Origin of the sequence: Mediterranea massiliensis, assembly GCF_900128475.1 — a bacterium.
Classification (GTDB): Bacteria; Bacteroidota; Bacteroidia; order Bacteroidales; family Bacteroidaceae; genus Bacteroides; species Bacteroides massiliensis_E.
In genome coordinates, this window is the sequence record NZ_LT635836.1 from 534,372 (window position 1) to 558,670 (window position 24,299).

Consider the following 24,299-nt stretch of genomic DNA (forward strand, 5'->3'; position numbering starts at 1 on the left):
AATTTCCATTTTCTAATTTGATTTTACTTTCTTCTCAAAATACTTGCGCAGAGCATTGGCCAACAGGTTGACAAACAAGATGATGACAATGAGCACCAAGGCCGTGCCATAGGCAATGGGCAGCTGGGCATCGATGTCCGTACCACTGGTCGAAATCACATACAGGTGATAGGGCAATGCCATACACTGGTCAAAAATGCTTTGTGGCAACCGAGGCAGGAAGTAAGCGGCACAAGTAAACAGAATAGGCGCCGTCTCGCCCGACACACGCCCCAAAGCCAGAATAAGGCCGGTAATGATGTTAGGCATACCCATCGGCAAGATGACATGCCAGATGGTCTGCAACTTCGTGGCGCCCAAGGCCCGGCTTCCCTCACGCATGCTGTCGGGTATCGCCTTCAAAGCTTCCTCAGTAGTACGGATAACCAACGGTAAGCTGAGCAGGCCCAACGTGAGCGAACCGGCCAGGATGCTGTCACCAAAATCGAGCCAGTTGACAAACAAGGCCATACCGAACAAGCCAAACACAATGGACGGGATGCCGCTCAGGTTATTGGTCATCATCCGGATGAAGCGAACCACCCACCCCCGTTTGGGAGCATACTCATTCATATAAATGCCGCTCATCACTCCTACAGGGAAAGCGAACAGCGCACTACCCACCATGAGATAAAACGTACCTACAATGGCCGGCCAGATACCGCCTGCCGTCATACCGTCGGCCGGAGCCGTCGTCAAGAAGTCCCAACTAATGACCCCTATACCTTTATATATAATAAAGAACAGAATAGCAAAGAGCACCAACACGACACTCAGACTCAGCAAACGGAACAAACCGAAAGCTATACCTTGCGAAACACGTTTTCGATTGACTGACATAATCTTATTTCTATATTTAAATCCTTACTTTCTCTTCGACACCGCCTCCACCGTAAAGTTAATCAGCAGACTAATGAAAAACAGCACCACGCCCAAGAGGAACAACGACGCGTAATGTGCCCCCCCCGCGGGAGCCTCACCCAGTTCGGCAGCAATCGTAGCGGGAATGGTGCGAAGCGGTTCAAGGATGGAAGACGGTATCACGGCCGCATTGCCTGTCACCATCAACACGGCCATCGTCTCGCCCACAGCGCGTCCGATGCCCAACACGACACCCGACGTAATACCCGATATGGAGTAAGGTATCACCACTCTATAAATAGTCTGCCATTGCGATGCGCCCAGCGCCAGACTGGCCTCGCGCATAGCCCGGGGACAGTTACGCATGGCATCTTCCGTCACGGTGATTATCGTAGGCAAGGCCATGATGGCCAGCACGATACTTCCCGCCAAGCCACTTTCACCCACAGGTAGGTTGAACACTTGTTGAAGCAAAGGCACGATGACTATCAGGCCGAAGAAGCCATAAACTACAGATGGAATACCGCTCAACAGCTCGATGACCGGCTTCAAGACGTTACGGATTTTAGGATGGGCCACTTCAGACATATAGATGGCCACGGACAGTCCGAAGGGTAAAGCTATCAGAATGGCAAATAGGCTGACCCAAAGCGTACCCGTTATCAAGGGCAAGAAACCGAACAAGGGTGCGGGCGTAGCAGTCGGAAACCATTCCGCACCGGCAAACACGTCCTTCGCCGAGATGGTGTTATCTTTCATCAAATACACTGAGTCATTGTGCTCCACAAACTGTTCGGGAACAAAAGCCACCATACCAGGCGTACGGGCTACCAACCCTGTGATACATGCGCCCGCATTCTCGTAAGACGCTCCCAACTGCTCTTCCGTGAAATACCGCTCAGCGTCCTCCAGACGAAACAGGCGGATGGGGACATCCTCTCCCCCTACATCCTTCCAATTGGTAATCTCGCCGTCAAACACATCCTTAATCTCCTCGGGAGTCAGCTCGTCCACTCCGGTACCTTGATGAACCGCCAGCACGTAACCTTCTTCTATGACCTTGTCACCAAACAGCCCCGCCGCTTCCGAAAAGAGGAAGAGCACAATCAAAACAATTGTGATGCTTGTCACAAAACCGCTACAGGCCAGCAGTCCTTCTACAATTTTTTCAAATATCCGCTTCATTGCATAATAAATTTCTGTACCTATAATTTTCCGCCGCAAAGAAACAGCGGAAATGCTAAGAAAACGTGTCTTTCTCTTGAAAAAACTGTTTCATATGTATTACATTTTCGTTACAAATCCCGAGGACACCCGTTTTGTAACGTCCATGAAACATCTGTTTCCGTTATTTGTGCCCATAAAAACAATAATTAAAATGAAGACTATACAGATTTTTCTTGTTCTGGCCGCATGGTTTCTTTCCTTCGGCAACCTCTACGCCCAACGCATCAAGGGCAGCGACACAGTATTGCCCATCGCCCAACAGACAGCCGAAGAATTCATGAAAATCCACCCCGAAGCCCGCGTCACCGTCACCGGCGGAGGTAGCGGCGTAGGAATTTCCGCATTGCTGGACGGCACGGCCGATTTGGCCATGGCTTCGCGCTCCATCAAGTTCAGCGAAAAGATGAGAGCTAAGGCGGCAGGCAAAGACATCCGCGAAACCATCATCGCTGGAGACGCCCTTGCCGTGGTGGTCCATCCTGACAATCCGGTCGACCGGCTGACCCGCCAGCAACTGGAAGATATTTTCCGCGGAAAGATTACCAACTGGAAAGAAGTGGGAGGAGAAGACCGCAAGATTGTCGTTTATTCGCGCGAGACGTCCTCCGGCACGTATGAATTCTTCAAAGAGAGCGTGCTGAAAAATAAGAACTACATGGCTGGCAGCCTTTCCATGCCCGCCACGGGCGCCGTCATCCAGTCGGTCAGCCAGACCCGTGGTGCCATCGGCTACGTGGGACTGGCCTACGTCTCCCACCGAGTGAAGCCGCTTGCCGTGGCCTACGAAGGAGGCGAGTATGCACAACCCACCCCGCAAAACGCCACCAACGGCACTTACCCCATCGTCCGCCCACTCTACTACTATTACGAACAGAAGAATGCCGACCGCGTTGCCCCGCTACTGGATTATATTCTTTCGTCCAACGGGCAGGCCATCATCAAAGGCGGCGAATATATTCCCGTCAAGCCATAAACGCTATCCGGTTTCTGTCATCCCGCACTCGATGCGGGATCCATATCATCATCGCCTGTGTGTTCCTGGATCCCGGCTCAAGGCCGGGATGACGGTTAAAATGATACATGAACATAAAGAGCATTTTGAAACTTGCAGGAGTAAACAGTACATTTTCAATAAATTGGGTAAATGCAGCAAGAGGCTGTATAAACATTCTAAGATAGGCAACCTTTAAGGCAGGGCATTTATTTATTTTTTCACGCATAATGTTTACCAAACGCTTGTCACACATCTACCTTCATGGGCCATTATCAGGCATTTAAGTAGATGAGTAGGTTTCCGGGCCACCGGAAAGAGGCTCAGACAACGTCTATAAGACCCGAATACTTCAAACATAAGAGCTTCAATGTTCCGGCTATTTTAGCAAGACAAACGTGCGGACGGACTTCTCCTAAAAAATAAAAGAATATGTTTCCCCACGTCATGTAAAAGTCGTACTTTTGCCACATGTTTTATCATATCCCTACGGGAAATTACACCATATTATATATTATAACACTATGGCAGAACTGAAAAACGAAGAAACAGGCGAAAAGAAAAGCCTGAACTTCATTGAACAAATAGTAGAAAATGACTTGAGCAACGGTAAGAATGGAGGCAAAGTGCAAACACGCTTTCCGCCGGAGCCTAATGGATACCTGCACATCGGACATGCCAAGGCCATCTGCCTTGACTTCGGCATCGCTGCCGCCCACGGAGGCGTCTGCAACCTGCGTTTCGACGATACTAACCCCACCAAAGAAGACGTGGAATATGTAGAAGCCATCAAGGAGGACATCCAGTGGCTGGGCTACCAGTGGGGACACGAATACTATGCTTCGGACTACTTCCAGCAGCTGTGGGACTTCGCCATCCGCCTCATCAAGGAAGGCAAGGCCTACATCGACGAACAGACTTCCGAACAGATAGCCGAACAGAAAGGTACCCCCACCCAGCCGGGTGTGGAGAGCCCCTACCGCAACCGCCCCATCGAAGAAAACCTGGAGCTGTTCCAGAAGATGAACAACGGCGAAATAGAGGAAGGAGCCATGGTGCTCCGTGCCAAGATAGACATGGCCAACCCCAACATGCACTTCCGCGACCCCATCATCTACCGCGTGGTGAAGCATCCGCACCACCGCACGGGCACGAAGTGGAAAGCCTACCCCATGTATGACTTCGCCCACGGCCAGAGCGACTTCTTCGAAGGCGTCACACACTCGCTCTGCACGCTGGAGTTCGTGGTACACCGCCCGCTCTACGACCTCTTCGTCGACTGGCTGAAGGAAGGCAAGGACCTGGACGACAACCGCCCGCGCCAGTACGAATTCAACAAGCTGAACCTGAGCTACACCCTGATGAGCAAGCGCAACCTGCTCATCCTGGTCAAGGAGAAGCTGGTGAACGGATGGGACGATCCCCGCATGCCGACCCTCTGCGGCTTCCGCCGCCGCGGCTATTCGCCCGAGTCCATCCACAAGTTCATCGACAAGATAGGCTACACCACCTACGACGCCCTCAACGAGTTTGCCCTGCTGGAAAGCGCCGTCCGTGAAGACCTGAACGAACGTGCCACCCGCATCTCGGCCGTGCTGAACCCCGTGAAGCTGGTCATCACCAACTATCCCGAAGGACAGGTGGAAGAGCTGGAAGCCGTCAACAACCCCGAACGCCCCGAAGAAGGCAGCCACACCATCGAATTCAGCCGCGAGCTGTGGATGGAACGCGAAGACTTCATGGAAGACGCGCCGAAGAAATATTTCCGCATGACCCCCGGACAGGAGGTACGCCTGAAGAACGCCTACATCGTGAAGTGCACGGGCTGCAAGAAGAACGAAGCCGGCGAAGTGGTGGAGGTGTACTGCGAATACGACCCCGAATCGAAGAGCGGAATGCCCGGCGCCAACCGCAAGGTGAAGGGAACCCTCCACTGGGTGAGCTGCGCCCACTGCCTCGAGGCCGAAGTACGCCTGTACGACCGCCTGTGGAAGGTGGAGAATCCGCGCGACGAGATGGCCGCCATCCGCGAAGCCAAGAATTGCGACGCCCTGACGGCCATGAAGGAAATCATCAACCCCGACTCGCTGAAGGTATTGCCCTGCTGCTACATCGAGAAGTTTGCCGCCGGCATGAAGCCGCTCACCTACCTGCAGTTCCAGCGCATCGGCTACTTCAACGTAGACCCCGACTCGACAGCCGAGAAGATGGTCTTCAACCGCACAGTCGGCCTGAAGGACACTTGGGGCAAGATAAACAAATAAATTTATAACAAGGGAACTCAAACAATGATAAACAAGAACCTGCTGCCGGAGAAGGACCGCGAACTGATAGAACTGGCCAAGCGCTTCGAGGCGGCCCGGTCCGAGCAGAGATCCATCTACATGGATTCCGAAGACCTGGCCGACCTGGCCGAATGGTACAACCGCCGGAACCGTTTCAAGCATGCCGCAGACGTCATCGAGTGCGGACTGAAGCTGCACCCCGACAATACGTCGCTGCTGGTCGAGAAAGTATACCTCTACTTGGACCAGTTCAAGCTGGCCGAAGCCAAGAAGACCGCCCGGCTGATTACCGAGGAGCGGCCCGACGTCACCATCCTGCGGGCCAGGCTGCTGGCTGAGGACGGCCGTCTGGACGAAGCCGAACTGATGCTGGACACGCTGGAAGACAAATACTGCAAGGAAAACATCATCGACGTAGCCTACATGTACCTCGAAACGGGGCAACGCCAACGTGCCCTCGACTGGCTGAAACATTGGCGGTGGGATACGGACAACCAGGAATATTGCGCCATCATGGCCGACAACCTGCTGGACCAGCAGGAGTATCGGGAGGCTCTGACCTACTACAACAAGCTGGTTGACCAGAACCCCTACCATCCGCCCTATTGGATCGGCGTGGCCCGTTGCCATCTGGGCCTGGGCGAATACGCAAAGGCCATCGATGCCTGCGACTATGCCCTGCTGGCCGACGAAGACCTGGGAGACGCCTACCTCATCAAGGGCTACTCCTTCATCGAGTTGCGAAACGGCGAAAAGGCCCTCGAAGCCTACGAAGGAGCCATCCGCTGCCACGTCATCACCCAAGCCTACGTCCACTTGCTGATGGGACAGCTCTACGTCGACACGAAGAAGTGGCCGGAAGCCTTCAAGCTGCTCCAACAGGCCAAGCGGGAAGAGAAAGAGCTCAAGGAACCCATCTCGCGCTCCACCCTCTATTCTGCCCTGGCCCTCTGCCTGAAGCATGCCGACAAGGAGGGAAACAAGCAGCTCATCATGAAGTATTGCCTCAAGGCCATCGACCTCGACTACTACAACGTGACCGCCCAGCTGTTAGCGGGACTGATATTCATTGAAGAAGGCGAAATGCAGACAGGGCTGAGCATGTGGAAAGAAATATCCGAACTGGTACCTGAAGCCAGCACCTGGTGGGAACTATCGAGCTACAGCCTCGAGGCGTCCCTCTTCGACCAAGCCATCGAGGCGTTGAAGAAGGTGGAAGCCTTGGAACCCGACTATCCCAACCTGTACAAACGGCTCGCCATCACATGCATCCTGGCCGGAAAGCCCGAAGAAGGTTACCGATACAACCGTAAGGACCCCTCGCCCATCGACCAGAGAGACCTGGAGGACATCAACCAACTGGTGGCTCGCACCCAAAAAGACAAACTCAACGCGATGCTGAACGACTATCTGAAGAATACAGACTCGCAAAAGGATCAATAAACAAGCAAGAAAGCATATATGGAAAGAAAACTGAAAGACTACGCATTCATCGCCCTGAAAGGCATGGGCATGGGTGCGGCCGACGTGGTGCCGGGCGTTTCGGGCGGAACCATCGCCTTCATCGTAGGCATCTACGACGAACTGATAGAAACCATCAAGAGCATCAACGCCGAAAGCATCCGCCTCTTCTTCACCGGCCATTGGGCGCGTTTCTGGGAGAAAATCAACGGAAACTTCCTGTTCTCGCTCCTGCTGGGCATCGGCATCAGCGTATTCTCGCTGGCCAAGGTCATCACCTGGCTGCTCCTCAACCATCCCATCCTGGTGTGGTCGTTCTTCTTCGGCCTGGTACTGGCCTCGACGTGGTTCGTGGGCAAGGACATCAAGGGCTGGAACTGGAAGACCGTCACCGGCTTCATCGTCGGAGCGATTGTGGCCTACTACATCACCGTTGCCACGCCGGCCGAAACTTCCACCCATCCGCTGTTCATCTTCCTGTGCGGTGCCATCGCCATCTGCGCCATGATTCTGCCGGGCATTTCGGGCAGCTTCATCCTGGTGCTGCTGGGCAAATACTTCTACATCATGGAGGCGGTGAAGACACTGGACATCAAGACGCTGGTCATCTTCGGCGTCGGTGCCTTCCTGGGCATCACGACCTTCTCCCGCCTGCTCTCGTTTGCCTTGAAGCATTTCCGCAACATCACGCTGGCCGTACTGACGGGCTTCATGCTGGGTTCCCTCAACAAGGTATGGCCGTGGAAGGAAATCGTGGACAACACGCACGGCATGCCCATCGAAGCCAACATTCTGCCCAACGCCTACATCGGCGAAGCGGTGGTCTTGATGCTGGTAGGCTTCCTGCTGGTCTATTTCCTGGAGAAGCTGTCGGCCAAGACGGCCCGTTAAGGCAAATACCTTATTATATAGGAAAAGGGTGCGTTCCCTGCAAGAAAACATTGGTTTCTTGATGGGAATACACCCTTTTTCTTTCGGCAACGGCCCAGCTTACTTCAAAGCAGCCAACGCCTTGTCATAGTCAGGTTCCTGAGTGATTTCGGGTACCAGTTCCGTATAGGTCACCCGTCCGTCTTTGCCTACGATGACCACCGCACGGGCCAGCAATCCGGCCAAGGGGCCGTCGGCCATGCAGACGCCATAGTTCTCGTCAAAATCGGAAATGCGGAAGTCCGACAAGGGGATGACACGGTCGATGCCCTCCGTCGTGCAGAAACGGGCATGCGCGAAAGGCAGGTCCTTCGAGATGGCCAGCACAACCGTATCGGGCATGGAAGCCGCCAGCTGGTTGAACTTGCGGACCGAAGTCGCGCACACAGCCGTATCGAGGCTCGGGAAAATATTCAAAACCACATTCTTTCCGCCCAAATCCTTCAGCGAGAGCGCCGACAAGTCTGTTTTTACCAATTCGAAATCAGGGGCTACCGTGCCCGTCTGTATAAACTCGCCGATGAGTCTCACCGGCTGTCCCTTAAAGTTTGTTGTTGCCATAATCTTCTTTTTTAATGATGTTTCTTTCAGATAACAAGCGAAAGTAGCAAAAAGTTTGTACACAATGATTGCAACCGTATTAAAAAAACATTTCATCCGCCCCACCCCTTTTCACAAGCCGACAGGAAAATACCTCCAAAATGGAACATCCGCCGCAATTCTTCCACCTTATCTTGCATACTTCGTACTAAAAGTTTTATCTTTGTAGGGATTTAACAGAGTTGTTTATATAAAATAGAAAACTAAAAGACTGAATATTATGGCAATGCATACGTGGTTCGAATGCAAAATTCGATACGAAAAGACAATGGAAAACGGGATGAACAAGAAGGTGACCGAACCCTATCTGGTCGATGCGCTGAGCTTCACCGAAGCCGAGGCGCGCATCATCGAGGAGATCACCCCGTTCATCAGCGGCGAGTTCACCGTGGCCGACATCAAACGCGCCAACTACAGCGAGCTCTTCCCCTGCGACGAAGAGGCCGCCGACCGCTGGTTCAAGTGCAAGCTCGTCTTCATCACGCTGGACGAAAAGAGCGGCGCCGAGAAGAAGACTTCCACCCAAGTGCTGGTACAGGCCGCCGACCTGCGTGACGCCGTGAAGAAACTGGACGAAGGCATGAAGGGCACCATGGCCGACTATCTGATAGCCTCCGTGGCCGAGACAGCCATCATGGACGTCTACCCCTACAGCGCCGAGCCCGACGACAAGCCGGAAGTATAACCCCCAAAAACGATACAACCGAAAGGAGCAAAAGAAAATGATAGCAGAAAGTATCAGACAAATTCGAAGCGAACTGCCCGCAGGCGTACGGCTGGTGGCCGTATCAAAGTTCCACCCGAACGAGGCCATCGAAGAGGCCTACCGGGCAGGGCAGCGCATCTTCGGCGAAAGCAAGGTGCAGGAGATGACAGCCAAGCACGACAGCCTGCCGCAAGACATCGAATGGCACTTCATCGGTCATCTGCAGACCAACAAGGTGAAATACATCGTGCCCTACGTCGCGCTGATTCATGGCATTGACTCCTTCAAGCTCCTGGCCGAAGTGGACAAGCAGGCGGCCAAGGTGGGCCGCAGGGTAGACTGCCTGCTCCAGCTGCACATCGCCCGCGAAGAGACGAAGTTCGGCTTCAGCTTCGACGAATGCCGCCAGATGCTGGCCGAAGGCCAGTGGCGCCAGTTGCAGCACGTCCGCCTGTGCGGCCTGATGGGCATGGCGACCAATACCGACAACACCACGCAAATCAAGGAGGAATTCGAGTCCCTGAGCCAGTTCTTCCGCGAAGTGAAGGCCACCTGGTTTGCCGATGACGACGCCTTCCGCGAACTCTCGATGGGCATGTCGCACGACTACCACGAAGCCATCGCCGCCGGCAGTACCCTGGTGCGCGTAGGAAGCAAAATCTTTGGAGAACGCATTTATTAATCTTAAAAATAATCATCATCATGGCAACAACTTTACAAACCACATTCGCCGGGCTTTCCCTGAGAAACCCCATCATCGTCAGCAGTTCGGGCCTCACCGACAGCGCCGCCAAGAACCAGAAGCTCTGCGAAGCCGGAGCGGGAGCCATCGTACTGAAATCGCTCTTCGAAGAGCAGATCATGATGGAAGCCGACTGGCATGGCGACCCCAACATGTACCCCGAAGGAAGCGACTACCTCGTAGGCTACATCCGCCAGCACAAGTTGGGCGAGTACCTCACCCTCATCAAAGAAAGCAAGAAAGTGTGCGACGTCCCCGTGATAGCCAGCATCAACTGCTACCAGGATGCCGACTGGATTGACTTCGCCCAGCAGATTGAAGAGGCCGGAGCCGATGCGCTCGAAGTCAATATCCTGGCTCTGCAGACCGACGTACACTATACTTACGGCAGCTTCGAGCAGCGTCACATCGACATCCTGCGCCACATCAAGAAGACCATCAAGATTCCCGTTATCATGAAGCTGGGTGACAACCTGACCAACCCCGTGGCCCTCATCGACCAGCTCTATGCCAACGGAGCCGCTGCCGTCGTACTGTTCAACCGCTTCTACCAGCCGGACATCAACATCGAGAAGATGACGCAGGTGGCAGGCAACGTATTCAGCAACGAGGCCGACCTGGCCAAGGCTCTCCGCTGGACGGGCATCGCTTCGGCCGCCGTCAGCAAGATAGACTATGCCATCTCGGGCGGCATCCACTCGGCCGAAGGCGTGGTGAAGGCTATCCTGGCCGGTGCCTCAGCCGTAGAGATCTGCAGCGTGCTCTACCAGGAGTCGTCTGCCGTCATCAATGAATACAACAAGTTCGTGGCCGACTGGATGGCCAAGAAGGGCATGGAAAGCATCGCACAGTTCAAGGGCAAGCTGAACGTGGGCGACGTGAAGGGCGTCAATACCTTCGAACGTACACAGTTCCTGAAGTATTTCTCTTCGCACGAATAAAATCTTTCCGGTCCAAACAGGAAAAATCAGGCTGGATTCCGCTTCCGTGAAGCAGGATTCAGCCTGTTCTGTTTTCAGTATCCACACTTCATCCTTCCATCCTCCAACCCGGACAGAACGTACACATTGAACGGACAGGACGTTTACACTGGGCAAACAGAACGTTTACGCTGGGCAAACAGATTGTTTAGGCTGGACAAACAAATCGTTTAAGCTGGACAAACGGATGCTTTTCCCAGCTTCAACGACCGACCTCGGCTGGAGGAATCTTTCTTGCTGAAGAAAGAGCTATTGCTATCGGCAAAAGGCAGCAATGTTCCCCCGCAAAAGAAGCAATGTTTTGCCTGAGAAGAAGCAATGTTCTGCCACAAAAAAGCAATGCTTTCCACGAGGGAAAACATTGCTTTATGAATAAGGCGGGGATGCCTGTCAGCCAGGCACCGCCAGAGGTTTACATCAGGTTGCTGGCCAGTTCGCTCAACTCGCTGCGCTCGCCCTTCACGAGGTTGATGTGGGCGAAGAGGTTCTGGTCGCGCATGCGGTCGATCATATACACAAGGCCGTTGGACTGGCTGTCCAGATAGGGCTGGTCAATCTGCTGGATGTCACCCGTAAACACCATCTTCGTCCCTTCTCCCGCACGGGTGATGATGGTCTTTATCTCGTGGGGCGTCAGGTTCTGCGCTTCGTCGATGATGCAGTAGGTCTCGCTCAGGCTTCGCCCGCGGATGAAGGCCAGGGCCTCGATGACGAGCTGGTCGCTCTTCTGCATATCCTCCAGCCGTTTCACTTCGCTGGAGCTGGCGGCAAACTGATGCTTGATGACGTTCAGGTTGTCGAACAGAGGTTGCATGTAAGGCGCCACCTTCTCGTTGGCATCTCCGGGCAGGAAGCCGATGTCCTTGTTGGACAGGGCCACAATGGGGCGGGCCAACAGAATCTGCTTGTATTCGTTCATCTGATGCAGAGCGGCAGCCAGGGCCAGAAGGGTCTTTCCCGTACCGGCTTTGCCCGTCAGTCCCACCAGCTTGATATTGGGATCGTTCAGCACCTCGAAGGCAAAGCTCTGCTCGGCGTTGCGCGGCTCGATGCCGTAGTTCTTCGACTTGTTGACACGGCACACTGTGTGGCTGAAGGGGTTGTAGCGAGCCAGCACACTGTTGCGGTCGCTCTTCAGAATGAAGCATTCGTTGGGATGGATGATGTCCTTGAAGGGGAACTCGCCGATGTCGATTCCCTCCTTCGAGGAGTAGATGCGGTCTATCAGGGCAGGGTCGGTGCCGTCGAACACTTCGTTCGACTTTTCAAAGATGTCGACATTCACCACCTTGTCGGTAATGTAGTCTTCGCACAAGATGCCGATGGAGCGGGCCTTCATCCGCAGGTTGACGTCCTTCGTCACCAGGATGGACTTCATCTTGGGATACTTCTGGGTCAGCCAGTCGGCCACGGCGAGAATCTGATGGTCGGGCTTGCGCTCGGGGAAGGAATCATACACCCGCTTGGACTCCACATTGCCGGTCACTACGAACAATTTCCCCATCCCTTCACCCAAAGAAGCACCCTTGGTGAAGAGGTTGTCGTCGGTGATGTCGTCCAGTTCGCGGACAAACTCGCGGGCGTTGTAGTTGATCTGCTCGTTGCCCTTCTTGAATTTGTCCAGTTCTTCGAGTACTACAATGGGAAGATAAATATCATTCTCCTGGAAATTTTTCAGACACTTGTAATCGTGCAGGATGACATTGGTGTCAATTACAAAATTTTTCTTGGCTCCCATAACGCATAAGATTTAAATAGTTAATATCTTTGTCCGACGAAGACAGCAGGGTGGACCGCCATCTTTGTTGCCTATAAAGATAACAAATTAACTGATAGAAAGGATTGGTTTCCCGTTAAATATTTCAAATGATGGACTATCAGAGCACATTAACATACTTATACAACAGCGCCCCCTTGTTCCAGCAGGTGGGCAGCGCCGCCTACAAGGAGGGACTGGAGAACACCCTCGCCCTGGACGAACACTTCGGACACCCACACCGCCGCTTCCACACCATCCACGTGGCCGGTACAAACGGCAAAGGCTCCTGCTCGCACACCCTGGCTGCCATCCTGCAGGAGAGCGGCTATCGCGTAGGCCTCTACACCTCGCCCCACCTGGTGGACTTCCGCGAACGCATCCGTGTGAACGGACAACCCATCTCCGAACAATACGTCATCGACTTTGTGAAGCAAGAGCGCTCCTTCTTCGAACCACTCCACCCGTCGTTCTTCGAGCTGACCACCGCCATGGCCTTCCGCTACTTTGCCGACGAGCAGGTGGACGTGGCTGTCATCGAAGTGGGCTTGGGCGGACGGCTGGACTGCACCAACATCATCCGGCCCGACCTGTGCATCATCACCAACATCAGCTTCGACCACATGCAGTTCCTGGGCCACACGCTGGCACAGATAGCGGGCGAGAAGGCAGGCATCATCAAGGAGGGCACGCCCGTAGTCGTCGGCGAAACCACCCCCGAAACGAAGCCTGTCTTCCTGGCCAAGGTCGCAGAGATGCATGCCCCCATCTACTTCGCCGAAGATTACGACCGCGAAGACTATCCGGGCATCGAATTCGAACTGAAAGGACTGTACCAGAAGAAGAACAAACAGACGATACTCACGGCCCTGCCCCTGCTGAAGGACATCGGTTACCGCCTCGACGGCACCAGCGTGCGAAGCGGATTCGCCCACGTCACCCGCCTGACGGGACTCATGGGACGCTGGCAAAAGCTGCAGGACGCCCCTACCCTGGTCTGTGACACAGGGCACAACGTGGGCGGCATCCAATACGTGGCCGAACAGCTGAAGCAACAATCCTGCCGCCAGCTGCACATCGTCATCGGCATGGTGAACGACAAGGACATCCGCGGCGTACTGGCCCTGCTGCCACGCAACGCCGTCTACTACTTCACCCAAGCCAGCGTGAAGCGGGCCCTGCCGGCCGATGAGGTGAAAAGGCTGGCCGAGGCTGCCGGCCTGCATGGAGACTGCTACCCCGACGTGCCCACTGCCGTCAGGGCCGCACAAGAAAAAAGCCTCCCCGAAGACTTCATCTTCGTGGGAGGCAGCAGTTTCATTGTGGCCGACCTCTTAACGCACCGCGATGCACTCAATCTCCACTAAGGCATCCTTGGGCAGCGCCTTTACGGCTACAGCCGAACGGGCAGGGAAATCGCCCTCGAAATAAGTGGCATATACCGAGTTCATGTCGCCAAAGAGGGACATGTCGGCCAGGAAGACTGTGGTCTTCACGATATTGGCCATGCCCAGGCCTGCCTCTTCGAGGATGTGCTTCACGTTCTCCAGTGACTGGCGGGCCTGTGCGGCAGCCCCTTCGGGCATCACGCCGGTAGCCGCATCGATGGGCAGCTGACCCGATACAAACACCATACCATTGGCTTCGATAGCCTGACTGTAAGGTCCGATGGCACCCGGTGCCTTCTGACTACAAATTACTTTCTTCATGTTCATTCAATTTTTAGTTCTGTATATCTTTATCTTTTTCTCCAGTTGGGAAAAAATTTTTCTCCAACCGTGCAGTATTTTCTTCCTGCCTGCATTTATAGAAGTGAATACATCAAGCAATATTCACTCATAACCTTTTTTTCATACCTAGACTTAACTATCGGGGAAAGTCCCGGAAGAGGATGTGCCTGCTGCACATCCTCTTTCTTTTATTCAAGTCACCGCATCATTTGCAGTTCTTTTCTATCAAAGCATCCACATTGGGGTCGCCCAGCTCCTTGGCCTTGGCGAAACTTTCACAGGCAGCAGCCTTCTGCTTCATCTGCACCTGGGCAATGCCCATCAGGCGATAGGCTTCCGCATACTTGTCGTCGATGGCCAATGCTTCCTTCAGTATCTTCACAGCTTCTTCGTTGCGTCCCACACGGATGTTGACCACTGCCAGCTCGGCCCGATAGGTCAACTCCTTCGGATTGAGTTCGATGGCCTTGGCCAGGTCGTCGAGTGCCCGCTGATACTGGCGCGACTTCAAGGCGGCCTGCTCGCGGTAATAGTAGAAGACGTCGTTCACATTTCCATTCACCGCCTCGTAATAGGCATCATAGTCGACTACCGCGTTCCGGGCCTGGTCGGCCACCATCCGGGCCTGTGCACGCTCCAGCAGATAGGGAGCAGCCTCCTGCGTATAGGGCTTGTTGAAGCAGGCCATGCAGCTGTCGAGCAACGCCAGCACTTCTTCAGCCGGTTCCTTCATGGCCTCCTTAATCTTGGCGGTCGTAAAGAATGTGGCAGCCGAACGCAAGTCAGACTGGTTGACTGTATTGTAGGCTTCCAGCGCGGCAGGATAATCGCCCTTGGCAAACAGGATGTCGCCTTCAAGCTGCACGTAGACGGGCAGCGGCTGGATGTCGACGGCTGCACGAGCCTCCTCCAGCGCCTTGTCGAGCGACCAGTCGCCATACGGCTTGTCGGCATGGGTCAGCACGTAATTGTATATCATCTTGGAGCGGCTGAAGTGTACATCGTCCTTCTTGGATGCTACGTCCAAAGCCTTGTCCATGTCGTCGTACACCAGGTCCATGGCAGCCTCATCGGTTGCCGTCAGCTCCCGCTGGGTGGCGCGGCGCAGGTATCCCTCAGGGTTGTTGGGGTACTGGCTGATGAAATCGTTAAGCACTTCCATATACTTCTCGGGCGACAGCTGGGAGGAAGCCATGAAGAGGAAGACCAGCGCCTCCTCCTCGGTAGAAGGCAGGGCTTTCTTGATGCCGATGTCCTTCAAGGCCATATCGCTGTAGGACAAGGCGGAAATTTTCTGCGCCATCACATAGTTGGCATCCACGGCATAGCAGATGCTGGCCGTGTCCTGCCCCGTAGCTTTCTGGGCAAGACCGAACACTTCGCCTTCGGCCGTAGCCAGCGGACAGCTGACCATCTTGTCCTTCAGGTGCATGTCGAGGGTGTAGTACAAATAATTGTCGGCCACCTTGTCGACGGCCTTTACCTTACCGGCCGTAAAGGTGCGGCTCTTCTGCGTGGAGTACGGCAAGAGATATACCTCCGCACCTACCGCAGGAGCAACGGCCGCCAGCGGCAGTGCAGGTACCTTCTTCTCCGTAATGGCTACCTTGAACTTCAGGACATCGTACATGTCGTCGGCGCCCATGATGGACTCGACCGTCATCTCCTTACCCTCGTAATTGACAATCACGGCACGATGCGCACCCTTGAACAGGGAATAGTCGGACAGGGCTACACCGTCTTCACTCACAAAAAAACCGTTGCCGGAATTCAACATTTTACCGTCCTTGTCGTAAGTGACAACTGAGAACACGGCACGCTTGGCCTTTTCCAACCATTTGGGCTGGGCGAAGGCACACTGGGCCATCAGCGTGATGGCAAATAACAAAAGTATCTTCTTCATCGGGATATATCGGTTAATCGTTGTTTGACTGCTTCATAAATCAGGATACCTGCCGCCACGGATACGTTGAGCGACTCGATGGTACCCAGCATCGGTATCTTCACCCACTCGTCGCACAGGGCCAGGTTGTCGTAGGAAACGCCTTTGTCCTCGGCGCCCATGATGATGCACATCGGGCCGGTATAATCGGCCTTCGTGTAGTCGTAGTCGCCCTTCTCGGTGGCGGCCACAATGTGGAAGCCGCTGTTCTTGAGGTATTGCAGGGTGTCCTTCAGGCTCTGCTCGCGGCATACGGGCAAGGTGTGCAGAGCGCCGGCCGACGTCTTCACGGCATCGGCATTCACCGTCACGCTGTTCTTGGCGGGGATGATGACGGCATCGACCGCCGCACACTCGCACGTACGGGCAATAGCTCCGAAGTTGCGCACGTCCGTCACACCGTCGAGCATCACGAAGAGCGGGTTCTTGCCCTGCTCGAAGAGGAAGGGTACGAGGTCTTCCGTCTTCTGGTAAGTGACGGCCGAGACAAAGGCCACCACGCCCTGGTGGTTCTTGCGCGTAATCTTGTTGATGCGCTCCACCGGCACCCGCTGGACGGGTATCAGCGTCCCCTTGAGGGCGACAAACAGCTCCTTGGACAGGTCGCTCTGTATGTCTCTCTTCACCAGTATCTTGTCGATGTCCTTGCCGGCCTGTATGGCTTCTATCACGGCACGGACGCCGAAAATCATTTCGCTTTTGTCTGTCATTCCTTTATCTTATTAGTTTATTTATCCAGTTTCAACAAGGCGCGGGCGTTGTTCAGCGCGGCCTCGGTCAGGGTGGCTCCACTCAGCATGTGGGCCAGTTCCTCTACCCGTTCGTCGTCGGTCAGGCGACGGATGTGGCTGTTCGTCTCTACCTCGTTGTCTTCCTTATAGACCTTATAGTGGGCCCGTCCACGCGCGGCAATCTGCGGCAGGTGGGTGATGCTGATGACCTGACGGTCGTTGTCGCCCATCTCCTGCATGATGTCGGCCATGCGGTCGGCAATCTCGCCCGACACGCCCGTGTCGATTTCGTCGAACACGATGGTGGGCAACTTGACGGCTCCGGCTATCATGGCCTTGACGGACAGCATAACACGCGCTATCTCACCACCCGAAGCCACCTGTGAAATGCTCTGCAACACACCGTTCTTGTTGGCCGAGAAGAGGAAATTCACCGTATCGGCCCCATGTACGCCCGGCTCTTTGCGAGTGCCGATTTCCACCTGAAAGCGTACGTTGGGCATGCCCAGCGGCACCAGCCGTGCGGACATCTGCCGCTCCACTTCGCGGGCGGCACGGGTACGCGCTTCGGTCAAGACCTGCGCCTGGGCGGTGACCTGCGTGAAGAGCTCCTTCACACGCGCTTCAAGGCGGGCGATGTCTTCGTCGGACGACGTAATGGCCGAAAGTTGCAAAGCATAGTTTTCCTGCAAGGAAAGCAATGCTTTGACCGTATCAACACGATGCTTTTGCTGGAGGGAATAAATGAGATTGAGGCGGGCGTTCACTTCGTCGAGGCGGGCGGGGTTGAATTCAACTTCTTCTTCCTTGTCGGCCACCTCCTGCGAAATGTCTTTCAGCTCGATGTAGACGCTGTCCAGGCGGTCGGCCAGCTCGCCTGCAGGAGCAAAGACCGAACGCAGGCCCATCATCGTATTCTGACAATCCTTCAAGGCTTCGAGCACGCTGCCTTCGTCGGCATTCAGTGCCTGTCCGGCCCTATAGAGACCGGCCTTGATGTCTTCGGCATGGGTCAGCATCTCCGCCTCCTGCTCCAGCTCTTCCTGTTCGCCGTCGGTAAGATTGGCTTCCTCCAGCTGCTCCAGCTGGAAACGGATGTAGTCTTCATCCGCACGGCTCTGTTCGGCACGGGCCACAAGCTCTTCCAGGTCCTGACGGGCCTGCCGCCAGTCGTTGTACAACTTCTGATAGGCGGCCAGCTCGGCCTCATCGTGCGCCAACAGGTCGAGCACGTTCAGCTGGAAGCCCTCCTTGTTGAGCAAGAGGTTCTGATGCTGCGAGTGGACGTCGATGAGCAGTTCGCCCAGTTCCTTCATCTGCGCCAGCGAGGCGGGCGTATCGTTAATGAAAGCACGGCTCTTGCCCGAAGCATAGAGCTCGCGACGCAGGATGCACTCGTCTTCGTACTCCAGTTCGTTGGCTTCGAAGAAAGGCTTCATGCCATAGGCCGAAACATCAAAATGAGCTTCGATGACACACTTCGTAGCCCCCTTGCGGATGGACTTCACGTCGGCACGCTGGCCCAGCAACAGGCCGATAGCCCCCAAGATAATGGACTTTCCGGCACCAGTCTCGCCCGTTATGACAGAAAAGCCACTATCAAAGCGGATGTCCAGCTTTTCTATCAACGCATAATTCTGTATGTAGAGTGAACGCAACATAATATCTTACTCCGTATCTATCGGTTCAACACTTCGGCCAGCCGGGCAACAATGTCGGCGGCCACTTCATCCTTGGTTTTCAGCGGATACTCCGTACGGCCCTCGGCATCGATAATGGTTACCTTGTTGGTGTCGCAGCGGAAGCCTGCCCCCTTGTCGTTCAGCGAATTCAAGACGATGAAATCCAGGTTCTTCCGCTTCAGTTTGTCTTCGGCATTCTGCTGCTCGTTGTGGGTTTCGAGCGCAAAACCCACCAACACTTTCCGTTCGGGAGAAGCAGCCTTCAGCCGTCCCAAAGCGGCGGCAATGTCCTGTGTGGGCTTCAAGGCGAGGGTCATGTCGCCTGTCTTCTCGCGCTTGATTTTCTCGTCGGCCACGTGTTCGGGCGTATAGTCGGCCACGGCCGCACAAAGGATGGCGGCATCGGCCTGCGGGAAGAGCGACGTGGCGGCTTCGTACATCTGCGCGGCCGACTCCACATCACGTCTTTCGGCCATCGGATAGCGGGTGTCACGCTGTACGGGACCCGTCACAAGCAGGACACGGGCGCCACGGCTGGCACATTCGTCGGCAAGCGCAAAACCCATCTTGCCCGACGAATAATTTCCGATGAAGCGAACAGGGTCTATCTTTTCGTACGTGGGTCCTGTCGTTATCAGAATGGCCTTTCCCTTAAGGTCACCCTCCTGCGCTGCAAAGTATCGCTCCAGGTGGCGGATGATGTTTTCAGGTTCTTCCATACGTCCCTTGCCCACGAGGTGGCTGGCCAACTCGCCCGTACCCGGCTCGATGATGTGATTGCCATAGGAACGGAGCTTCTCCAAATTCTGCTGGGTGGACGGATGGGCAAACATGTCGAGGTCCATGGCCGGTGCGATGAATACGGGCGCCTTGGCCGACAGATACGTTGTGATGAGCATGTTGTCGGCAATGCCATTGGCCATCTTGCCGATGGTGGAGGCCGTAGCGGGAGCAATCAGCATGGCATCGGCCCAAAGGCCCAGGTCCACATGACTGTTCCACGTACCGTCGCGCTGGGCGAAGAACTCGCTGATGACAGGCTTGCTGGTAAGGGCAGACAGGGTAATGGGCGTGATAAACTCCTTGCCCGCAGGCGTGATGACCACCTGCACCTCTGCCCCACGCTTGATGAGGCCACGGATGATGTAGCAGGCCTTGTAGGCAGCAATGCTACCCGTAATGCCCAGAACAATCTTCTTGCCTTTCAATACATTTGTCATAATCGGAAAGCCTCTCTGATTTATTTATGTGCCAACTCACGCAAGCGGATTTTGGTGAGCATGGCCTTGGTGTTCAACGTAAAGTCACTGTTCAATATCCAGCCATAATAACCCGGATCGCGCTTCAGCACTTCGGCCACAGGCATGCCTTTGTACTTGCCAAAGTTGAAGATTTCCACCCCTTTGTCATCGTAAACCATGCGACCTGCAAAATCCACATTCTTGTTGAAGCTGGAATAGTCGGACAGGAAAGCGACATCGTTCTGCAACTCCGGATAGCGATCGAGCTGCGCCATCAGCACCTCGTAAGTAGCCCTCGTATCGGCTTCAGCCGTATGGGCATCCTCCAGATTCTTGCCGCAATAGAACTTGTAGGCAGCAGAAAGCGTACGCTGCTCCATCTTGTGGAAGATGACCTGCACGTCAATAAACTTACGACGACTCAAGTCAATGTCCACTTCGGCACGCAGGAATTCTTCGGCCAGCAGAGGAATGTCGAAACGGTTGGAGTTGAAGCCGGCCAAGTCGCATCCCTCGATGTCATTGGCCACACTGCGCGCCACTTCCTTGAAGGTAGGGCAGTCGGCTACATCGGCATCATAAATGCCATGAATGGCCGAAGCGGTTTCGGGAATGTGCATTTCAGGATTGATGCGCATCGTCTTGGATTCTTCATTGCCATTGGGATATACCTTGAGATAGCAGATTTCCACGATACGATCGCTATTGATATTGGTACCGGTGGTTTCCAAATCGAAAAACACCAGCGGATTCTTCAAATTCAGTTTCATATTGCAATTCATTATTGACAGCCGACAAACGAACGAGTTGACAAGACCATAAAGCCATCCTGACCGAAGTCCTTTTTTCGCTTTAGCGTCTTGCCAACTCGCAGGCCTTGCCGACCTTTTTCGCTATTTGTTTGTTCAATCGTTCAACATCATAGGCATCAACAACATCAACAGGTCTTCATTCTCTTCCTGCTCCACAGGAATGATGACGCCCGCCCGCGAAGGATCGGCCAGCTCGATGACCACCTCTTCAGCGGAAATGTTGTTGAGGATGTCCAGCAGGAAGGTCGACTTGAAGCCGATGCTCATGTCATTGCCCTCGTACTGACAAATCTGTGTCTCTTCGGCAGAAGTAGAGAAGTCGATATCTTGAGCTGAGATGGTAATCTGGTTCTTGCTCAAACGCAACTTGATCAGACTGCTGGCCTGAGAAGAGAAGATGGAGACACGGCGCAAAGCTCCTATCAGTGACTGGCGGTCTACCGTCACCTTGTAGGGATTGTTCTGAGGAATGACCGAATTGTAGTTGGGATAACGTCCTTCTATCAGACGGCACACCATGCGATAGCCTTCCAGCGTAAAGACAGCATTGCGTTCGTCAAACTCAATGACCACCTGTCCCTGTTCCTTGGCAAGCAAGTTCTTCAACAAGTTGGCCGGCTTCTTGGGCAGAATGAAGGCCGCACGCTCATTGCCATGGGCAGCCAGTGTCTTGCACCGTACCAGCTTGTGACCATCCGAAGCAACCATCGTAATGTCGTCCGTCGTAATGTCAAAGTAGATACCGTTCATTACAGGACGGAGTTCATCGTCGGCCGTGGCAAATACCGAACGGTTGATGCCATTCAGCAACACCTGTGCATCAATTTCCACACGAACAGCATTGTCGCCCAACTGGGTCAGCTGAGGGAACTCATCGGCATTCTGTGCCATCAGACTATACTTACCGTTCTGATACTGCACATTGATTTCCAATGTTTCAAGATTGATTTCAAAAGAAAGCGGCTGTTCAGGAATTTCCTTCAAAGCATCCAGCAACGTCTTGGCCGTGACGGCGAAACGTCCGTCAGCGTCACTTTCGTTCACCTCCAAAGAGGTAACCAGAGTTGTCTCGCTGTCCGATGCTGTGACAGACAAGGTTCCGTCCTGCAAATCGAACAGGAAACAATCCAAAATGGGCAAGGCATTCTTCGAATTTATCACACGGCTAACGGCCTGCAAATGACCGGAAAGCGCAGTGCTCGACACAATAAATCTCATATCTTCGTAATATTTTAGTTTTTTATCTCTTCAAGTTGACGTTTGCTGCACAAAGTTAACAAAAGAATTTCCTACTGACAAAGAATATGATGAGAAAAAACTGGGAAGAATGCTTCCTATATTCCTAAAAAAATGTAACTTCGCCCCATCAAAAATTAGAAAAAGCAACAATAACAATGGAATTTACAGGAAAAATTATTGCCATACTGCAGCCTAGAAGCGGTACATCCAAGAACGGCAACGAATGGAAAGTACAGGAATACGTGATCGAAAACCACGACCAATATCCCCGCAAAATGTGTTTCGACGTGTTTGGCGCCGACAAAATAGAACAATTCAACATCCAGATGGGTGAAGAGCTGACCGTATCTTTCGATATCGACGCCCGCCAATGGCAGGACCGCTGGTTCAACAGCATCCGCGCCTGGAAAGTGGAACGTGTAGGCACAACCGCTACCGCTGCTCCCGCACCAGGCATGCCGACACCTCCACCGGCACCGACAGCAGCTCCTGAATTTATAAGCGGAGACTCAACAGACGACCTGCCTTTCTGAAATCAAAAAACGGACAAGAGGAAGCAACAGCTTCCAAACAATGAGGCTGTCTCAAATAGACTTGAGATGGCCTCTGTTTGTTTCATCTCAGATTGAAGTCATTTTTCTCAAAAGAGGAGTTTACAAACTTACTTTTGAAGATATCATTCTTTCAAACTGTTTATTCGTTGTCATAAGCCTCCTACGAGGCTACTTTTGCAAGATTATGTGCCATGGCTAGCAGTCCGAACTCAATCTCAACCTTCTTAAGTCCACGAAGATGGAATCTCTTGAAGTGCTTGTTGTTCTTGAGGTTTCCAAATACAGCCTCCACATCCTGTGGTCGCTGACTGCGATATTTCAGACCTTCATCAGAGAGTAGCTTTTCACGTTCTCTTTTCTTGATTTTCCTCAGACGGTGATTTACCTGTACAATCCTTTCCGACTGGCTTCTGTGACACCGGCATCTTAACGGGCAGCCTTTACAGTTACGTGCTCTGTATCTTGATATGGTCTGCTCAAAACCGTTGTCTGTCGAACGCGTTATATCAGCAAGTCTTTCCATCCTTTGTCCCATCGGACAGTACATTCCGTCCGTTTCTTCATTATAGTAGAAGTTGGCAGACAGAAAAGGATCATTTCTGAAGTTCTTTTTCTGTTCCTTATGAAAATAATTGTACTTTATAAAGGTTTTAATGCCATGTCTGGAAGCATACAGATAGTTCTCTTCACTCCCGTATCCGGCATCACAGACAGATATGTCAGGGTATCTGTCGTAAAGGAAATGAAAATCATCCATATGCAGAGAATAGGTGGAGGTATCTCCCGCACACTGATGGAGGGTATAGTCCAGAATGAACTGCCTGTTGGTACTGATTTGGGTATTATATCCGGGTTTGAGTTGTCCATTCCTCATATGGTCTTCTTTCATACGCATGAAGGTGGCGTCATTGTCCGTCTTTGAATAGCTGTTGCGTCCGTCAAGTATCTTTCCCTGTGATTCATATTTCCTGAGCTGTTCTGGCCATGACTTCCTTACACGTCTTATCTTCGCTTTCATTTTCTTGTCCGCATCCACTTCATTCAGGGCATCATCAATCTGCTTGAGTGCCTTTTCTACTTTCTCCGGAGTGATATCCTGACAGGTGACCGGAGCGGAATCACGCAGTTCCTGTTTGGTGACAGACTCGGCGTACTGCCATATCTCTTCAAGCTGTTCCGCGATTCTGACTATGCGGGTATGTATGGACTTGCCCCAGACGAACGTATAACGGTTGGCGTTCGCCTCCATCTTCGTCCCGTCGGTACAGGCTACATCCAGACTTACAAAACCTTCCGACACGAGAAACTTTACAATGGTGGCAAATATTGTCTTCAGTACATCCTTCAGCCGGCTGCTGCGAAAACGGTTGATGGTGTTATGATCAGGAGTCACATTGCCGGTAAGCCACATGAGGCGGATGTCATTGCGACAGAATTCTTCTATGCGACGGCTGGAATAGATATTACGCAAATAAGCATAGACAAGAATTTGAAGCATCATACGTGGGTGGTACGCAGAACAGCCTTTAGGGGAATACTTACGGTAAAGTTCTTCAAGGTTTATCTGTTCAATGATACGGTGAACAACACGGACTGGATCGTTCTGGGGGATAAAATCGCCTAAACATGGAGGTAAAAGCAGATTATCGTTGGATGTGTAACTTTTAAACATTATCTTTGGGATATCTTAACTTGGTTCCCTAAGATACAAAAAATTAGGGAAACGGGCAAGTTCTGGCTGAGAGAAGTTAGGGCTTGCCCATTTTTTTTTGTAGACACAAAAAAGGCCA

Annotated in this window: 21 protein-coding genes and 1 pseudogene; 9 read left to right on the forward strand and 13 right to left on the reverse strand. The window is 53.2% G+C overall.

Annotated features, from left to right (window positions below; all coding sequences use genetic code 11):
* Nucleotides 1-12 precede the first annotated feature (12 nt).
* Together pstA and pstC are read right to left on the reverse strand one after the other, a co-directional pair.
* Nucleotides 13-879: a phosphate ABC transporter permease PstA gene (gene pstA / locus BQ7483_RS06940; RefSeq protein WP_021846520.1), complete on the reverse strand. Its 867-nt coding sequence runs from the start codon at nt 877-879 to the stop codon at nt 13-15.
* Nucleotides 880-903: 24 nt separating this feature from the next.
* Complete coding sequence (pstC, locus tag BQ7483_RS06945) at nt 904-2,085, reverse strand: phosphate ABC transporter permease subunit PstC (protein WP_021846519.1); 1,182 nt, start codon at nt 2,083-2,085, stop codon at nt 904-906.
* A gap of 193 nt (nt 2,086-2,278) precedes the next feature.
* Between pstC and BQ7483_RS06950 the strand changes: the two genes are divergently transcribed.
* A complete protein-coding gene (locus tag BQ7483_RS06950) occupies nt 2,279-3,100 on the forward strand; it encodes a PstS family phosphate ABC transporter substrate-binding protein (protein WP_246593188.1) in 822 nt (273 codons plus the stop codon).
* On the opposite strand, the gene BQ7483_RS06955 is transcribed toward BQ7483_RS06950, so the two are convergent.
* A complete protein-coding gene (locus tag BQ7483_RS06955) occupies nt 3,090-3,347 on the reverse strand; it encodes a hypothetical protein (RefSeq protein ID WP_072545340.1) in 258 nt (85 codons plus the stop codon). The two genes, BQ7483_RS06950 and BQ7483_RS06955, sit on opposite strands and share 11 nt — an antisense overlap.
* Nucleotides 3,348-3,642: 295 nt before the next feature.
* Between BQ7483_RS06955 and BQ7483_RS06960 the strand changes: the two genes are divergently transcribed.
* Genes BQ7483_RS06960 through BQ7483_RS06970 form a run of 3 tightly spaced genes read left to right on the forward strand, consistent with a single transcriptional unit; the run spans nt 3,643 to nt 7,755 of the window.
* Nucleotides 3,643-5,382 carry a glutamine--tRNA ligase/YqeY domain fusion protein gene (locus BQ7483_RS06960; protein ID WP_072545341.1) on the forward strand — a complete coding sequence of 580 codons (1,740 nt, stop codon included), beginning with the start codon at nt 3,643-3,645 and terminating at the stop codon, nt 5,380-5,382.
* A gap of 24 nt (nt 5,383-5,406) precedes the next feature.
* A complete protein-coding gene (locus tag BQ7483_RS06965; protein ID WP_072545342.1) occupies nt 5,407-6,846 on the forward strand; it encodes a tetratricopeptide repeat protein in 1,440 nt (479 codons plus the stop codon).
* 18 nt (nt 6,847-6,864) lie between these two features.
* Entirely contained in the window at nt 6,865-7,755 is an 891-nt protein-coding gene (locus BQ7483_RS06970) for a DUF368 domain-containing protein (RefSeq protein ID WP_022019962.1), read from the forward strand.
* 99 nt (nt 7,756-7,854) lie between these two features.
* On the opposite strand, the gene tpx is transcribed toward BQ7483_RS06970, so the two are convergent.
* Entirely contained in the window at nt 7,855-8,355 is a 501-nt protein-coding gene (gene tpx, locus BQ7483_RS06975; protein ID WP_022019961.1) for a thiol peroxidase, read from the reverse strand.
* A 259-nt stretch (nt 8,356-8,614) separates the two neighbouring features.
* Here tpx and BQ7483_RS06980 point away from each other — a divergent pair, with 259 nt between their 5' ends.
* From BQ7483_RS06980 to BQ7483_RS06990, 3 genes and pseudogenes are all read left to right on the forward strand, one after another.
* Nucleotides 8,615-9,079, forward strand: a complete 465-nt coding sequence (locus tag BQ7483_RS06980) for a DUF4494 domain-containing protein (RefSeq protein WP_022019960.1) — start codon at nt 8,615-8,617, stop codon at nt 9,077-9,079.
* A gap of 28 nt (nt 9,080-9,107) precedes the next feature.
* Nucleotides 9,108-9,782, forward strand: a pseudogene (locus tag BQ7483_RS06985) (YggS family pyridoxal phosphate-dependent enzyme); the annotation flags it as partial.
* Between the two features lie 20 nt (nt 9,783-9,802).
* A complete protein-coding gene (locus BQ7483_RS06990) occupies nt 9,803-10,783 on the forward strand; it encodes a dihydroorotate dehydrogenase-like protein (protein ID WP_022019958.1) in 981 nt (326 codons plus the stop codon).
* Nucleotides 10,784-11,234: 451 nt separating this feature from the next.
* On the opposite strand, the gene BQ7483_RS06995 is transcribed toward BQ7483_RS06990, so the two are convergent.
* A complete protein-coding gene (locus BQ7483_RS06995) occupies nt 11,235-12,560 on the reverse strand; it encodes a PhoH family protein (RefSeq protein ID WP_022019957.1) in 1,326 nt (441 codons plus the stop codon).
* Between the two features lie 131 nt (nt 12,561-12,691).
* On the opposite strand from BQ7483_RS06995, the gene BQ7483_RS07000 reads away from it, so the two are divergent.
* Nucleotides 12,692-13,945 (forward strand): bifunctional folylpolyglutamate synthase/dihydrofolate synthase, encoded by a 1,254-nt coding sequence (locus BQ7483_RS07000; protein WP_072545470.1) that lies wholly within the window; start codon nt 12,692-12,694, stop codon nt 13,943-13,945.
* On the opposite strand, the gene BQ7483_RS07005 is transcribed toward BQ7483_RS07000, so the two are convergent.
* The 7 genes from BQ7483_RS07005 to dnaN form a co-directional block, all read right to left on the reverse strand.
* Nucleotides 13,913-14,287 carry a RidA family protein gene (locus BQ7483_RS07005; protein ID WP_022019955.1) on the reverse strand — a complete coding sequence of 125 codons (375 nt, stop codon included), beginning with the start codon at nt 14,285-14,287 and terminating at the stop codon, nt 13,913-13,915. The two genes, BQ7483_RS07000 and BQ7483_RS07005, sit on opposite strands and share 33 nt — an antisense overlap.
* Before the next feature lie 226 nt (nt 14,288-14,513).
* Nucleotides 14,514-16,211, reverse strand: coding sequence for a trypsin-like peptidase domain-containing protein (locus BQ7483_RS07010; protein ID WP_072545343.1), 1,698 nt, complete (start codon nt 16,209-16,211; stop codon nt 14,514-14,516).
* A complete protein-coding gene (gene rlmB, locus BQ7483_RS07015) occupies nt 16,208-16,960 on the reverse strand; it encodes a 23S rRNA (guanosine(2251)-2'-O)-methyltransferase RlmB (RefSeq protein WP_072545344.1) in 753 nt (250 codons plus the stop codon). Before rlmB ends, BQ7483_RS07010 begins: the two co-directional genes overlap by 4 nt.
* Nucleotides 16,961-16,977: 17 nt before the next feature.
* A complete protein-coding gene (gene recN, locus BQ7483_RS07020; RefSeq protein WP_022019952.1) occupies nt 16,978-18,642 on the reverse strand; it encodes a DNA repair protein RecN in 1,665 nt (554 codons plus the stop codon).
* A gap of 17 nt (nt 18,643-18,659) precedes the next feature.
* Nucleotides 18,660-19,883: a bifunctional phosphopantothenoylcysteine decarboxylase/phosphopantothenate--cysteine ligase CoaBC gene (gene coaBC, locus BQ7483_RS07025; protein WP_022019951.1), complete on the reverse strand. Its 1,224-nt coding sequence runs from the start codon at nt 19,881-19,883 to the stop codon at nt 18,660-18,662.
* 20 nt (nt 19,884-19,903) lie between these two features.
* The gene (locus BQ7483_RS07030) at nt 19,904-20,674 is read right to left on the reverse strand and encodes a 3'-5' exonuclease (protein WP_022019950.1); all 771 of its coding nucleotides are present in this window, start codon (nt 20,672-20,674) and stop codon (nt 19,904-19,906) included.
* A gap of 135 nt (nt 20,675-20,809) precedes the next feature.
* Nucleotides 20,810-21,934 (reverse strand): DNA polymerase III subunit beta, encoded by a 1,125-nt coding sequence (gene dnaN, locus BQ7483_RS07035; protein ID WP_022019949.1) that lies wholly within the window; start codon nt 21,932-21,934, stop codon nt 20,810-20,812.
* 176 nt (nt 21,935-22,110) lie between these two features.
* Here dnaN and BQ7483_RS07040 point away from each other — a divergent pair, with 176 nt between their 5' ends.
* Entirely contained in the window at nt 22,111-22,488 is a 378-nt protein-coding gene (locus BQ7483_RS07040; RefSeq protein WP_022019948.1) for a DUF3127 domain-containing protein, read from the forward strand.
* A gap of 181 nt (nt 22,489-22,669) precedes the next feature.
* Here the strand turns inward: BQ7483_RS07040 and BQ7483_RS07045 are convergent, their stop codons facing one another.
* Nucleotides 22,670-24,181 carry an IS1182 family transposase gene (locus tag BQ7483_RS07045; RefSeq protein ID WP_072545345.1) on the reverse strand — a complete coding sequence of 504 codons (1,512 nt, stop codon included), beginning with the start codon at nt 24,179-24,181 and terminating at the stop codon, nt 22,670-22,672.
* Between the last annotated feature and the right edge of the window lie 118 nt (nt 24,182-24,299).